The sequence below is a fragment of the Xanthobacter sp. BG11Y11_SDJG genome (assembly GCF_057364445.1).
In genome coordinates, this window is sequence record NZ_JBNFNU010000083.1 from 1 (window position 1) to 13,493 (window position 13,493).

At 66.3% G+C, this 13,493-nt stretch carries 12 protein-coding genes and 5 pseudogenes; 3 read left to right on the forward strand and 14 right to left on the reverse strand.

Annotated elements, in window-relative coordinates:
- The 8 genes and pseudogenes from AC2W7M_RS09620 to traA all read right to left on the reverse strand — a co-directional run.
- Positions 1-2,019: DNA gyrase subunit B (locus tag AC2W7M_RS09620; protein WP_486131961.1), on the reverse strand; the 2,019-nt coding region annotated here is incomplete at its 3' end.
- A gap of 247 nt (positions 2,020-2,266) precedes the next feature.
- Positions 2,267-3,649 carry a recombinase family protein gene (locus tag AC2W7M_RS09625; RefSeq protein WP_486131962.1) on the reverse strand — a complete coding sequence of 461 codons (1,383 nt, stop codon included), beginning with the start codon at positions 3,647-3,649 and terminating at the stop codon, positions 2,267-2,269.
- Positions 3,650-3,728: 79 nt separating this feature from the next.
- Positions 3,729-3,959: pseudogene (locus AC2W7M_RS09630) on the reverse strand (recombinase family protein); the annotation flags it as partial.
- Positions 3,960-3,972: 13 nt separating this feature from the next.
- Complete coding sequence (locus AC2W7M_RS09635; protein WP_486131964.1) at positions 3,973-4,242, reverse strand: hypothetical protein; 270 nt, start codon at positions 4,240-4,242, stop codon at positions 3,973-3,975.
- An 82-nt stretch (positions 4,243-4,324) separates the two neighbouring features.
- The gene (locus tag AC2W7M_RS09640) at positions 4,325-4,621 is read right to left on the reverse strand and encodes a helix-turn-helix domain-containing protein (RefSeq protein WP_281805239.1); all 297 of its coding nucleotides are present in this window, start codon (positions 4,619-4,621) and stop codon (positions 4,325-4,327) included.
- Complete coding sequence (locus tag AC2W7M_RS09645) at positions 4,621-4,947, reverse strand: type II toxin-antitoxin system RelE/ParE family toxin (protein ID WP_281805236.1); 327 nt, start codon at positions 4,945-4,947, stop codon at positions 4,621-4,623. Before AC2W7M_RS09645 ends, AC2W7M_RS09640 begins: the two co-directional genes overlap by 1 nt.
- A gap of 296 nt (positions 4,948-5,243) precedes the next feature.
- Positions 5,244-5,462 (reverse strand): helix-turn-helix transcriptional regulator, encoded by a 219-nt coding sequence (locus AC2W7M_RS09650; RefSeq protein ID WP_281805234.1) that lies wholly within the window; start codon positions 5,460-5,462, stop codon positions 5,244-5,246.
- Between the two features lie 130 nt (positions 5,463-5,592).
- Positions 5,593-8,566 (reverse strand): annotated as a pseudogene (gene traA / locus AC2W7M_RS09655) (Ti-type conjugative transfer relaxase TraA).
- Between the two features lie 172 nt (positions 8,567-8,738).
- Here traA and AC2W7M_RS09660 point away from each other — a divergent pair.
- A complete protein-coding gene (locus AC2W7M_RS09660; protein WP_281806382.1) occupies positions 8,739-9,065 on the forward strand; it encodes a conjugal transfer protein TraD in 327 nt (108 codons plus the stop codon).
- 1 nt (position 9,066) lies between these two features.
- The gene (locus tag AC2W7M_RS09665) at positions 9,067-9,429 is read left to right on the forward strand and encodes a conjugal transfer protein TraD (RefSeq protein WP_486131968.1); all 363 of its coding nucleotides are present in this window, start codon (positions 9,067-9,069) and stop codon (positions 9,427-9,429) included.
- Between the two features lie 273 nt (positions 9,430-9,702).
- Here the strand turns inward: AC2W7M_RS09665 and AC2W7M_RS09670 are convergent.
- The 5 genes and pseudogenes from AC2W7M_RS09670 to AC2W7M_RS09690 all read right to left on the reverse strand — a co-directional run bounded on the left by AC2W7M_RS09670 (position 9,703) and on the right by AC2W7M_RS09690 (position 12,738).
- Positions 9,703-10,979, reverse strand: a pseudogene (locus AC2W7M_RS09670) (IS256 family transposase).
- 57 nt (positions 10,980-11,036) lie between these two features.
- Positions 11,037-11,426 (reverse strand): annotated as a pseudogene (locus AC2W7M_RS09675) (IS5 family transposase); the annotation flags it as partial.
- A gap of 154 nt (positions 11,427-11,580) precedes the next feature.
- Positions 11,581-11,892: a group II intron maturase-specific domain-containing protein gene (locus AC2W7M_RS09680; RefSeq protein ID WP_281806380.1), complete on the reverse strand. Its 312-nt coding sequence runs from the start codon at positions 11,890-11,892 to the stop codon at positions 11,581-11,583.
- Positions 11,893-11,967: 75 nt separating this feature from the next.
- A pseudogene (locus AC2W7M_RS09685) lies at positions 11,968-12,213 on the reverse strand (reverse transcriptase domain-containing protein); the annotation flags it as partial.
- Between the two features lie 102 nt (positions 12,214-12,315).
- Positions 12,316-12,738, reverse strand: a complete 423-nt coding sequence (locus AC2W7M_RS09690; RefSeq protein WP_281805228.1) for a reverse transcriptase family protein — start codon at positions 12,736-12,738, stop codon at positions 12,316-12,318.
- 85 nt (positions 12,739-12,823) lie between these two features.
- Between AC2W7M_RS09690 and AC2W7M_RS09695 the strand changes: the two genes are divergently transcribed.
- Entirely contained in the window at positions 12,824-12,979 is a 156-nt protein-coding gene (locus tag AC2W7M_RS09695) for a hypothetical protein (protein WP_281805226.1), read from the forward strand.
- A 9-nt stretch (positions 12,980-12,988) separates the two neighbouring features.
- On the opposite strand, the gene AC2W7M_RS09700 is transcribed toward AC2W7M_RS09695, so the two are convergent.
- The coding region (locus tag AC2W7M_RS09700; protein WP_486131970.1) for a biotin/lipoyl-containing protein at positions 12,989-13,493 on the reverse strand (505 nt) is incomplete at its 5' end.

Genomic DNA, 13,493 nt, shown 5'->3' on the forward strand with positions numbered 1-13,493 from the left:
ACGGGGGTGCGCGCGAAGCTGAAGCCCCGCCTCGTCGGCGGTGCCGGTCCAGCCGCGCTCCGTCTCGTCCGCCAGCGCATCGAGCCGGCGCGCCACCTCGGCCACCGCAGCGGCGGCGCGCGGACCTTCCAGCGCCTCGGCCTCCAGCGCACCGGCGAGCGCGGCCTGCTCGGCCACCGCCTTGTTGTAGCGCGGATGCAGCGCATTCAGCGCGCCGCGGAACTGGCGCGACACCTCCACCACCGAAGCGAGGTCGGCGCCGGTGCGCACCTCGCCAGCGGCGGTGTGGAGCGAGGCCTCGTCGAGGCCGGCGGTGATCAGATAGTCCTCCAGCGCCCGCTCGTCCTTGAGGTAGGTCTCGGACTTGCTGCGCGCCACCTTGTAGAGCGGCGGCTGGGCGATGAAGAGGTGCCCCGCCTCGACGATCTCCGGCATCTGCCGGAAGAAGAAGGTGAGCAGCAGGGTGCGGATGTGGGCGCCGTCCACGTCGGCGTCCGTCATGATGATGATCTTGTGGTAGCGCAGCTTCGAGATGTCGAAGTCGTCGCGGCCGATGCCGGTGCCGAGGGCGGTGATGAGCGTGCCGATCTGCTCGGACGACAGCATCTTGTCGAAGCGCGCCCGCTCCACGTTGAGGATCTTGCCGCGCAGCGGCAGGACGGCCTGGAAGGCCCGGTCGCGCCCCTGCTTGGCGGAGCCGCCGGCCGAATCGCCCTCGACGATGAAGATTTCGGACTTCGCCGGGTCGCGCTCCTGGCAGTCGGCGAGCTTGCCGGGCAGGGAGGCGACGTCCAGCGGGCTCTTGCGGCGGGTGAGGTCGCGCGCCTTGCGGGCCGCCTCGCGGGCGGCGGCGGCCTCCACCACCTTGCCGATCACGTTCTTCGCCTCGGCCGGGTTCTCTTCGAACCAGTTGCCGAGCGCCTCGCCCACCAGGCTCTCCACCACCGGGCGAACCTCGGAGGAGACGAGCTTGTCCTTGGTCTGGGACGAGAATTTCGGGTCCGGCACCTTCACGGAGAGGACCGCGGTGAGGCCCTCGCGGCAGTCCTCGCCGGTGGGCTCCACCTTCTCCTTCTTGGAGATGCCCGAGGCATTGGCATAGCCCAGAACCTGCCGCGTCAGCGCGGCGGCGAAGCCGGTGAAGTGGGTGCCGCGATCCCGCTGCGGGATGTTGTTGGTGAAGCACAGAACGTTTTCGTGGTAGCCGTCATTCCACGAAAGCGCCGCCTCCACCGTGATGCCGTCCTTCTCGGCGCGGATCACCACCGGCTTCGGGATCAGCGCCGACTTCGAGCGGTCGAGATATTTCACGAACGCCTCGACGCCGCCCTCGTAGTGCAGCTCCTCGCGCTTCGGCTCGGGGCCGCGCGCGTCGGTGAGCACGATCAGAACGCCGGAATTCAGGAACGCCAGTTCGCGCAGGCGGTGCTCCAGGGTGGCGTAGTCGAACACGATCTTGGTGAAGGTCTGCGGACTCGGCAGGAAGTTCACCTTGGTGCCGCGCTTGCCGGCCGGCGCCTCGCCCACCACCTTGAGCGGGGCTTCCGCATCGCCGTGGCGGAAGCGCATGAAGTGCTCCTTGCCGTCGCGCCAGATGGTGAGGTCCAGCGTCGTGGACAGCGCGTTCACCACCGAGACGCCCACGCCGTGCAGGCCGCCGGAGACCTTGTAGGAATTCTGGTTGAACTTCCCGCCCGCATGCAGCTGGGTCATGATGACCTCGGCGGCGGAGACGCCCTCCTCCGGATGGAGATCGGTGGGAATGCCGCGCCCGTCATCCGTGACCGTCACCGAGCCGTCGGCCTCCAGCGTGACGGTGACCTCCTTCGCCCAGCCGGCCAGCGCCTCGTCGATGGCGTTGTCCACCACCTCATAGACCATGTGGTGCAGGCCCGAACCGTCGTCGGTGTCGCCGATATACATGCCCGGACGCTTGCGCACCGCATCCAAGCCCTTGAGGACCTGGATGGATTTCGCGCCGTAGTCGTCGGGGGAAGCGGCGGGGACGGGTTCGGCCATGCTGGGATTCTCGAATCGATAAACCGGTAACACCAAAAACTAGCCCAAAGGCGCGGTCTTTTGGTGGCGAAAGAGGCCGCGGGACAAGGAATATCGCCCTGTTTCGGGCGGTTGTCCGGCGCCGCATCCCTGTGCCACGGGGCAAAGGCCGCATGGCGGTGCCGGCGCACCATCTTCAGGCAGAGTGGTGTCCTGAAACCGCCACGCTGCGACGATTGTGCCCGGCCGCGACGCGTGGATGCCCGGGTCAAGCCCCGGTTTTTACCGAGACCGACAAACGGGATGATGGGGTGTCAATCGCAGGCTTGTGGCCGGGTTTTCCGGTGCGTTCGATCCAATCGAGGATTGCGCCAAGCTCTCCTTGCAGGGTGATGGAGAGGTCGCGGCGCATCGGGCCGGGGGTGATGATGATGCCGTCGATGATCTCGCGGATCGCCTCGGCCGCCTCTGCCGCGTCGTCGGGGTGGTCGAGCGCGGCGGTCAGGCGCTCGATCCTACGCCGGTAGGTCTCGGCAATGCCGGGGTGGATGTCGGGAACGTCCTGTGGCGCGTCGGAGAGACGGGCGGTGAGGCTGTCCTGTCGGGCCTCAAGCTCGGTCAGGCGGTCGGACAGGGCGCGGTGATACCCGCCTTGCTCGATGACGCGCACGATCTCGGCAATGGCTTTCGTGATGTCGCCCAGTTCCTTGCGGCTGGCTTCGGCCGAGTTTCGGCGGTCGCGATTGAGCCGGTTGGTTTCCTCGGCATAGACTCGCATGGCCTCGGCGGCGATCTCCGGCGTCATCATTCGCTCGCACAGGCCGGCCAGCACACGCGCTTCCAGAGCCTTGCGGTCCACGGTGCGGGCGTTGTCGCAGCCATTGCCCAGCACATGATTGGTGCAGGCGTAGCGGTCCTGCCCGCGACGGGCATAGGAGCCGCCGCAGCAGCCGCAGAACAACAGGCCGGACAGCAGGGTGCGCGGGCGATGGGTGGCGTTGAGGCCGCCATTTCGGGCGAGGCTGCGCTTCATGCCCTCGCGCGATGCCTCGATCTGGGTCTTGTACCGAGCGGTCAGCTCGTCCTGCCGCGCCTTGGCGGCGTCCCATAGCTCCTGCGGCACGATGCGAAGCTCGGGAGCCTCCGAACGTATCCATTCGCTTTCGGGATTGACCCGATAGGCGAAGTGACCCGTATCGGGGTTTTTCAGCTTCTTCTGCCGGTTCCAGCGGATCACGCCGACGTAAAGCTCGCAATTGAGGATGCCGGAACTGATGATGCGGTTGCCCCTGATGGTGGTGTCGTTCCAACGCTTGCCGGTGGGGCTGGGGATGCCGTCGCGGTTCAAATCGGCGGCGATGCGCTGCGGCCCCTTTCCGGCGACATATTCGCGGAAGATGCGGCGCACGATCTCGGCCTGTTCCTCGATGATCTCGCGTTCGCCACGGATCGGCTCGCCGCGCGCGTCGAGCTGCTGGACGACGCGATAGCCATAGGCGTTGCCACCGCCAATCTTTCCGGCCTCGACACGGCCCCTGATGCCGCGATGGGTCTTGATGGCAAGGTCTTTGAGGAACAGCGCGTTCATCGTGCCTTTGAGGCCGACATGGAGCTCGTTGATCTCGCCCTCGGACAGGGTGAAGATGGTCACGCCCGCGAAGCGCAGGCGTTTTGAAGACGCCCGCCACGTCTTCCTGATCGCGGCTGATGCGGTCCAGCGCCTCGGACAGCACCATGTCGAAGCGCCCTGCCTGTGCGTCGGCAAGCAGGGACTGGATGCCAGACCGGATCAGGGACGCGCCCGATATGGCCCGGTCGAAATAGGTCTCCGCGACCGTCCAGCCCTCGCGGGCGGCGCGCTCGCGGCACTGGCGCAACTGGTCCTCAATGGAAGCGTCACGCTGGTTGTCGGAAGAATAACGGGCATAGAGCGCAACGCGCGGCATCGGACGGGCAGTCATCGGGGCGGTCCTTTCACTCCTTGTCGGCCCCGTCCCCCGTCGCCTCGGATGCGTTGGGCCTGTTGTCGTTGGCGGCGGTCAGCCGCTCGAAATCCTCTCGCGCCATGCGGCGGCCGATGATGCGGGCCAGCGTCAGCGCTGCGCGGTCGATCTTGAGCCAGGTTTCCGCACTCGGCTCGCCCTGCGGGCCGTTATTGTCGTTGGCCGGTTTGAACCGTTCCGGCCTTGATTCACTGTCGTCTTCCATGCCGCTTCCTGCCGTGTTTTCGAGACAAACAGGCATGAAGCGGCACGGGATTCAGCCTGTGAAGGCATAAAACTCACGCGTGCGGCGTTGGCGAAGTATCGGCGGCATATAGGACGGGTCACGCTGCCTGCAAAGCCTTCTGAACAGCCTTCGGCGCGCGGTCGATGACCAGAAGATAAGCGCGAGTCGGCCCTTCCGGTTGGCGCGAACCCTGTTCCCAATGGCGCAGCGTGTTGACGCTGAACCCGAACCGTCCGGCAAATTCTTCCTGCGTCATGTCGAGCTTCGTGCGGATCGCCTTCACGTCGATCCGCTCGGGAACATGGACGCGATAGGCGTTCGCGTCGGCCTTGCCCTCGGCATAGGCCAGAGCCTCGTTAAGGCCACGCCGGATGCTGTCGGCAACTGTGTTCATCACTTTCTCCTCTTGAAGGCGTCCACCAGCAGCATGGTCAATTGGCGGAAGTCGTTCTTGTCCTGCTGGCTCAGATCGGCCCGCTCGTTCTTGGCGTAGGCGGTGAGCGCAAAGAGCGGCATGTCGGCGTCGTGGTAGAAGTAGATCACCCGCGCGCCGCCGCGCTTGCCTCGCCCTTCCAGCCCCCAGCGGACCTTGCGGATGCCGCCTGTCCCCGGAACGAGATCGCCGGCCGTGGGATTGTGGGCCAGATAGTCCACCAGCAAAGTACGCTCGTCATCGCCCATCAGCTTGCGCGTCGCCGCCAGGAACTCCGGGGTTTCCACGACACTGACGGGAACCGATTTTGCCTTGTTTGATATTACTCCACTGACTCAGTCGATGCAATCGAAATGATGATCCAATGGATTATAATCGTGCCGCCCCTGCCGCCTGTTCGTTCCGAATTGGGAGCGCGACCGCGCCCACAATCCGCCCTTGCCTGCTTGGAGAGCCCTGACCGGAGCGGCGGCGGGCGGTCAAGGCGGGCGCTTCAGCGCCCCTGCGCAGCGGCTCGGCCTTGAGGGCTGACGCCGTTCTGGTTCCATCCCTACCGGCAGCAAAGGCCATGCCTCCGCCCTCATCAGAAATCATCGAAGTCGGACTCGCTCCGTGGACGCCATCCGACGGGATTGGCGATCCATCGATTGACATCGGACTCCTTCCACCCCGTACCGTTGACGCTGATCCTGATCTGCGCGGGAAAGGTGCCCTCGGCGATCTTGCGGTAGATGGTGGACCTGGACAGCCCGGTCCAGGCAAGGACGGTTTTCAGGCGGATGATACGGTCTGGTTGGCGCATGGCTGGCCTGCCTCATGCTGGCTGTTTCTGACAACTGCTGGGACCAGTCAGGTCAGGCGGTTACGCGCGCGCAAGAGGGTTCAACACGTCGCAGGGCTGTGGCGCAGGAACGGCGGCAAATCGGATGGGTTCAGATGCCGATGCCGCGTCCCCTGCCGAGGCCGAGACCGTGGGTGAAGGCGAGTTCCTGGCCGAGGCTACGGCCTGATTCCATACCGATGCCGAGGTCTTTCTTGCGGCCCGCTAGGATGGACTCTAACTGCGGATCGCGTTCGAGGCTTTTGGCCATATTGCCCATCTCTGCCCGCGTCGCCTTGTAGCTGGAGATGTCGCCCGCCTGATACTGGCGCTGGCTGGTCTGTTCGAGCTTCCGCCAGCGCTCCACAAAGCGGTCGGCCCGCCAACCCGGATTGCGGCCGGGATCGGTGCGGATTTCGGTTTCGAGCTGGACGGCGCGCACGGCACGAGCAACCTGGCCGACCGCCGTCTCGCGGACAAGGTCTGGGTTCTTGACATAGGCTGCTTCCGCATCGCGCCAGCCATACGGGCGAACCTCCTCGAAGGCCTTGCGGGCCTCGGTCAGTTCCCGCATCTGTACAGGACTTGCCTTGCCCTCCGCGTCTCCGGCGCTGAGGATCGCATCGATGGCGCGGGCATGGCGCACGAGGGCATCGGTGCGGGCGCGGCGCAACGACACCTCCGGGTCTTCCGCCGCCGCACTTTGCGGCCCCTCCCTTTCCAGCCGCTGCACACCATTCCCGCCGGGCACAGCGTCTGCGGGGAGCGCACCCCGTCGAGCATCCCGTCGATCCGGTCGCGCAGCTTTTCGGGCACGAGTCTGCGCACGATCTCGGCGACACGGGCGCGGAAGGTGATGCCGCGCCGCTCGGCGTAATCCCGCGCCGGATCGATCTGCTCATAATCGGACGCCATGTCCTTGGCCCGGTCGCGCGACAGGGTGCGCACGAGCCGGTCCTGATTGGCAAAGTCGTCGCGGCCGTAATGCAGCTCCATGCCGTCGCGATGTCGCGACAGGGCGACATAGCTGCCATGGGCATCCAGCCCAGGTGTCGCCAGAACATGGGTGCGGTCCACCGTCATCCCTTGCGCCTTGTGGATGGTCGCCGCATAGCCATGGTCGATGCGGTCGTAATCCTTCAGGTCGAAAGCAACGGAACGGCCGTCATCGGTGCGCACGACATGGATTGTTCGCTGACCTGTTCGATGGTGCCGAGCGTGCCGTTTTTCACGCCAAGCCCGCGTTCGTTTTGCAGGAACATGACGCGATCCCCGCTGGCAAAGTTCCGCTCGCCGCGCTCGACCGTGACGCGCACGTCCTCGCCCAGATCGCCGGCCTCCCGCATCCGCTCGCGTGCTGCCTCGTTGAGTTCCTGTACCTCGGCATTGGTATGGGTCAGGATGATGCGGCTATCGTCTGGATGCGCCTGCCGGTCGCGGTCCCAGCGCTCGATCAGATTTTTCCGCGCGTCCTCCCGCGTCGGAGCGGCATGGACCATGTCGTGGGAGCGGTAGGCTTCAAGAGCGTTGCCGGTTTTACCACTGGCAAGATTGCGCGTGGCGTCGCGCTGCCAGTCCTCGCGCTGGCGGCGCACCTCACCGATCTCCGCGCCGCCGTGGCGTTCGTGAATCAAGCGGAAGGCCGCGCCGGCTTCTATTGCTTGCAACTGCCGCGGATCGCCGACCAGCACGACCTTTGCGCCAGCCTCGGCGGCATGGGACAGCACGCGCTCCATCTGCCGCGTGCCGACCATGCCGGCCTCGTCGATCACCAGAACATCGCGGGCGGTGAGCACGTCGCGGCCCTGTCCCCAACCATGTTCCAGGCTGGCGATGGTGCGCGACGCGATGCCCGATCCGCCTTCCAAATTTTCCGCCGCGATACCGGACAGCGCCACGCCCCGGACCTCGTAGCCAGTCGCTTCCCAAGCCTCGCGCGCCACGCCCAGCATCGCGCTCTTCCCCGTCCCGGCATAGCCGACCACAATCCCAAGATCGCGCCCGTCCGTGACATGCGCCAACGCATCGGCCTGCTCGCCGGACAGAACAAGGCCGCGTTCTTCCGCACGGGCAAGCGCCGCCGCTCTGTCCCTGTCGTTGACTTCATGATGTTCGCGGTCGGCCATCAATTCAGCGGCGCGGTGCAGGCGCTGTTCGGCCTCGATCATCTCGCGCGTGGTGAAGCGGTCCTCGCCGCGTCCGTCCTTGCCGAGTTCGACCAGATTGGGCGAAGTGCGCATCGCGCTCATCACCTCATTGAACTGGTCGATCCCGTCGCTGTGCCGGTGCGCGAACATCGCCATGTCCCGGCGCGTGAAGGTCGATTGCTGATGGGTGATGGCGTCCAGCGCCAGGGCTGGATTGGCGATGATGCGCTCGCCGTTGCCGCGCGCGATCTCGAGGTGCATTTCCGCGCGGTCGGCGGCTTCGATCCCTTCGCCCTCGATCCGCTGCGCGGTTGCGCCGATCTGGCTTTGTGGCTCCAGCGCGATGCCCTGGGCCTCCAGGCTGCGATGGTCGATCCGTGCGTCGATGTCGAGTTCGGCCAGCCGTTCGTTGGCGAGCGCGGCCCAGCGTTCCCGCCAGCGTTCGACCATCTCGGTGCGGTTCCAGTCCCGCACCTTCGGGCCGAAGCCGTTTTCGTCCACCGCACGCATGGTCAGCATGACATGGGCGTGGGGTTTGGGACTCCCATCCTCGGCCCTGTCCCAATGCACATTGAGGTCGGCGATCATGCCCTGATCGACGAATTCGGACCGCACGAAGTCGCGGGCGAGTTCGATGCCCTGCGTCTGCGTCATCTCGCGCGGAAGGGCGAACTCCACCTCGCGGGCAAGCTGGGCGTCCTTGCGGACCTCGAAGGCTTCCACATCGTTCCAGAGCCGTTCGCGGTCGCTCCATTGCTCGGGTGCGTTCTCCGGCAGCAGCACCTCGGAATGGACGACGCCGCGTTTGGCGGAAAAGTCCTGCACGCGGTCAATGCGCTCGTCGCGCAGCCGCGAGGCCGAGCGGTAGGCGGCGGACGCCACCGCGCTCGAACCGGATTTACGGCCAATGACCTTGACATGGAGATGATAGATCGCCATCGCGATCAGATCATTTGCACGACAAAGCGCACGTCGGAACGACGTATAAGCGCGCCCTCCCTCGAAAAAATCTCGGGAGGGACCGGGCCGTGCCACACCGTCCCGGCAACCTTACAGCATTCCGGCAGAGGCTCAACTATCATCGCTCCATCGACAACTTATGGAGGACATGATGCGCAAGCCACGGGACTTCGACGCGGAACTGAGGTCGCTCGAAGACAAGACGCGAGACCTGAAAGCCCGCAAGGTGCAGCAGCTTGGCGAACTGGTCATTTCGACCGGCGCCGACGCCCTCAGCCCCGACGAACTGGCGGGCGCGCTGATCGTGCTGGCCGAGACGAAGGATGCCGGAAAGAGGGAGGCATGGGCGAAGCGCGGGGCCGCGTTCTTTCACGGCCGGGCGCGGCGACCTGCATCGGCGCCTCACCGCGACGCGGGCGGCGCTACGGCACAATCGGGCGGCGCGCAACCGGCATCAGGCGGCGCGGGCTCGACATGACATGCGCACATGGCAGGTCGAGCGCCGCAAGCGCACCCGGCATCTGATCGAACTCGGCGGCCTCGTCGTCAAGGCCGGCATCGTGGACCTGACCGGCGATGACCGCGCCATCATCCTCGGCGCGCTGCTCTGGATGGCCGACAAGCTGCAAGGCGATCACGGCGATCACGCGCGAAGCCTGTGGGCTGCAAAGGGAAAGCAGGCGTTCGAGTATGACTGGCCATCAGCATCGCCAAACGACACGGCCCCTTCGGCGCGCGTCGTGGTCATGGAAAGAGAACGCGCAGCAAGCCATCCGCCAGTTGGAGGCCTCCAAAACCCCTGTGCAAATCGGCGTTGGGCTGATTCTCTCGCTGCTTTTTGAGGCGGATCGCGGGCATGGTGGATCAATCGCCGAGTTTCTTCGACTTCGATGATCGGATGGCGGCACTGTTGGCGAAGGGCGACGATCTGGAGCGGGTGAAGGCGCTGGTCGATTTCGAGATGTTTCGACCTGCACTGGAAGCCGCTGTGCTGCGCGCGGACCGGTCGAAGGGCGGCAGGCCCGCCTTCGATCACATGCTGATGTTCAAGGTCCCCGTGGGGATGTCCCACCCGATGTTGAAAAGAGCGCGGCGGACGTGGCTGGTTGAGGAGGCTATGCAGCCTCGCGGACAGGGTCAAGGCCGGCGCCGACGGCGCACTCGGCCTGATGGGCGAGAAGGGCGGCGCGCAGGCTGGGCAACTGGTTGTGGGCCTTCAGTCGGCGGAAGCCCTTGGCGGCTTCGATCATGGCGGCCCCTGTCCAGCGCAGGGCCATGGCCGCATCCCGCCACCGCTTCACGTTGCGGCAGACGCGCCGGATGGTGCCGTTCATGTTCTCGATGATGTTGGTGCAGGCCAGCGAGCGCCGCAGTTCGGTCGGCAGCCGCAGGCGCGTGACGGTGAGGATCTCGTCGAGGCCCTCCAGGAGGCTGGCCGAGACACCCGGAGCCTCGCGCTCGAGCCGACGGGCGAGATTGCGGATCAGCGTTTCGGCCTTGTCGGCGTCGTCCAGCTCCCAGGCTTGGCGAAGAGCCCTGCGCACCGAGGCGTGCAGGGATTTCGGCAGGCGCTCGGTGATGTTGCGGGCCTTGTGGACCTGACAGCGCTGGATCGGCGCACTTCGGCCGAAGCTGTTGCGGATCGCCTTCGACAGGGCACGCGAGCCGTCGATGATGAACAGGCGACAGACGGCGGGGTCGAGGCCCCGGCCGACCATGTTGTCGAGCAGGGCCTGGCAGACGGCGGCGTTCTCGCTTGCCCCCTCCATGACCCCGAGCGGGTGCTTGTCGCCGTTGCCGTCGACGCTGACCGCCGCCAGCAGGATCAGGTCCTGAGCGATGTGGATGCCGTCGATCTGGATGACCAGCAGATCCAGCGCGGAGAGGTCGGCGGCCATCCACGCCTTCATCGTCTCGGCCGACAGCGCCACGAAGCGACGCGACACCGCCGATCGGGTCACGCCGGCTCCCCGCTCGGCGGGGATGTCGCCGCCGGGCAGGCGGACGGCGCCGCCGAACTTGCGGGTCGACACGTTCATCAGCATCAGATTGAGCGCCCATTGGCCGAGAAGATCCTCGTCGACCGCCGCCGCCCAGCTCGGCAGGGGCATCTCACCGCCGAGCGGGCACGAACCCGAGGGCGCTCGACTTCGACCTTGCCGCCGTGAAAGCCGATCTTTCCCTTGGCTCTGCCCCAACGATGAGCCTCCCGATCGCCACCGCGACCATGGCGCGGGCCGCAGAGCCGAGCCGCATCCTCTTCCATCATACCGGTGAGAGTGGCCAGCCCGGCCGTCAGGCACAGGCGTTCGAAGCTGGCGCGGACCTCGTCCACAGCTGCCTCGACGAGCGCAGACGGTGTCACCGCTGCCGATGTGGTAGGTTTCTTCATGGCGTTGCTTTCCTTCGAGGATTCGACACCCGAGCCTTAAGAGCCGGATTCAAAAGTTCACGCGGTTTTGCAATGTCTTACGATGCGGCGTGTTAGCATGCGGATGCTGGCGATGTGGGCGAAGGCGGTCGCGCTTTCGATGGATTTCTCCCAGTCCTTTGCGAGGCGGCGGCAGCGTCCGAGCCATGCGAATGTCCGCTCGACCACCCAGCGGCGGGGCAGGACGACGAAGCCCTTGGCCGCGTCGGAGCGCTTGACGATCTCGATGGTCCAGCGTCCGTGGCCGGCCATGGCGTCCTTTAGCTTGTCGCCGGCATAGCCGCCATCGGCGAAGACCTGGCGCAGCCACGGATGGCGGGAGCGGATCGCCCTGAGCAGGTCGGGAGCACCGTCGCGGTCCTGCACGTCGGCCCCGTGGACCATGACGAAGATCAGCAAGCCGACCGTGATGGCGCCGATCGCCTTGCCGCCTTCCGAAATGGTGAGGCTCGCCTGGGCGATCTGTAGAGTCGAGGACGGGCGCGGTGGCATTGCCCCGTTTCCCGTCCCCGCTCATCAAACCGGACGTGCGGATTTCCCGCATCCGGCTTTCCGACTGGTTTCACCGCAAGGCCCACGGCGACGACCGACTGCGCTCGCGTCGAAGGCATCGGACGGCCAATTCCCCGTAGACATATTCTCGAGAGAACCGGTCCGCTCCACGCCCCTGCGCTTTGTGTCGTTGACGGAGGAAGTGCCGCGTTCGGTCATACACATGCTGATCGACGGCCTCGTATGCCGACGCGAGGGCGCCGTAGGAGAAGTAGGCCGACCAACCGCGCAGAACGCGGTTCAACCGTGCTCGCACTTCGTCCCAAGCGCCCTTGTTGCCGGGCACCAGAAGTTCGCCGATCTTCACCTTGACCCGCTGCACGCTCTTCTTGGACGGGCTCGCCCCCAGGTGCCAGCGACCTCCATTGGGAAGGTGGCGCGGTCCCAGTGTGTAGCCAAGGAAGTCGAAGCCTTCACGCCGGGCATTTTTCACCGAGGTTTTCGCCTCGTTGAGCGTCAGCCCGAGCTTCGTCATCACCGCCCTCGTCCAGGTCAGAGCCTCTTCCGCGTGTCCGCGGCTGAGGATGACGAAGTCGTCGGCATAAGAGATGACATGTGCGTGGAACACCTCGCCGCGCCCCGTCAACCGCCAATGCTTCAGGAATCGGTTCATGTAAATGACGGAGAGCAGCGGACTGGCGACACCACCCTGGGGGGGTGCCGCGAGCGCTGCTCTTGCCGCCGCTCATGTGCCGTTTCCCGTCGCCATCCCGTTCCTCGACCGGCACTTGCAGCCACAGCTTGATCAGCCGCAGCACATTCCGGTCGAGGACACGGCGGGCCACCGATCGGAGGAGGTCCGCGTGCGGGATCGTGTCGAAATACTTCGACAAGTCGGCATCGACGACGTCGGTATAGCCCTGGTATAGCCCCGGCATAGCAGCCGGTGCGTTTCCTTGACGGCATCGATCGCGCTCCGACGCGGCCGATAGCCGTAGGCACCGTCCTCGAAGTCCGCCTCGAAGATCGGCTCCAGCACGATCTTGGCTGCGGCCTGAACCACCCGGTCCCGGATCGTCGGGACGCCAAGCGGACGTTCGCCGCCGCCAGGCTTTGGGATCATCACCCGCCGCACTGGATCAGGCTGGTAGGACTTCGAGACGAGGTCCTCGCGCAAGCTCGCCAGCCACGCGTCTATATCCGCCGCCTCGATCTGTCCGAAGGTCATCCCGTCCACACCTGGCGCACCCGCATTGGCGCGGGCAGTCACCGCGACGAATGCAGTTATTGGAGGTGTCCAGCTGAAGCGGATCGTGGCGGATTTGTCGCTCGACGACCCGCGCACGCTACCGACCGCGGAGGAGGCCGCCGCCGCCATCGTACCGTTGTGCCTGCCGGCGTGCGAGGACACCGGGCGGCTCTACGATTTCCCCACCCGGAGCTTCCTCGACTTCCGGATGCCAGCCTGAGGCCGGCGCTCACAGGGCGAGGCGCACCAGCCTCTGCCCCGCCTCCACCTGCTCGCCGACCCGGCAGACGATCTCGGCGACGATGCCGTCCCGCGGGGCGGTGACGGGGTTCTCGAACTTCATCGCCTCGATCACCGCCAGCACGTCGCCGCGGGCCACCCGTTCGCCCGCCTTGGCCGCGACCGCGACCACGAGGCCGGGAATCTCGGCGCTGGCCCAGTCGGTCGCCTCCGCCTCGTCCGGGCCGCCGCGCACCCGGCGCGAGACCTCCGCGCGCGCGCCGTCGATGATCACCTCCACCGCATCGGGCAGCACCAGCGCGCGCCAGCGCCGGCCGTCGAGCATGCCTTCGAGGAGGCCGCCGGAACCGCGCCCGCCCTCGACCGTCGCGGTCAGCCGCATCCCGGCGGTCTCGGCCTCCACCGTCACGGCGCCGCGCCGGGGCGGAAAAGGACCCCGCACGGAGGCGCGTGCCCCGGCGATTTCCAGGACCATCGCGCCGAGCGGCGCGCCC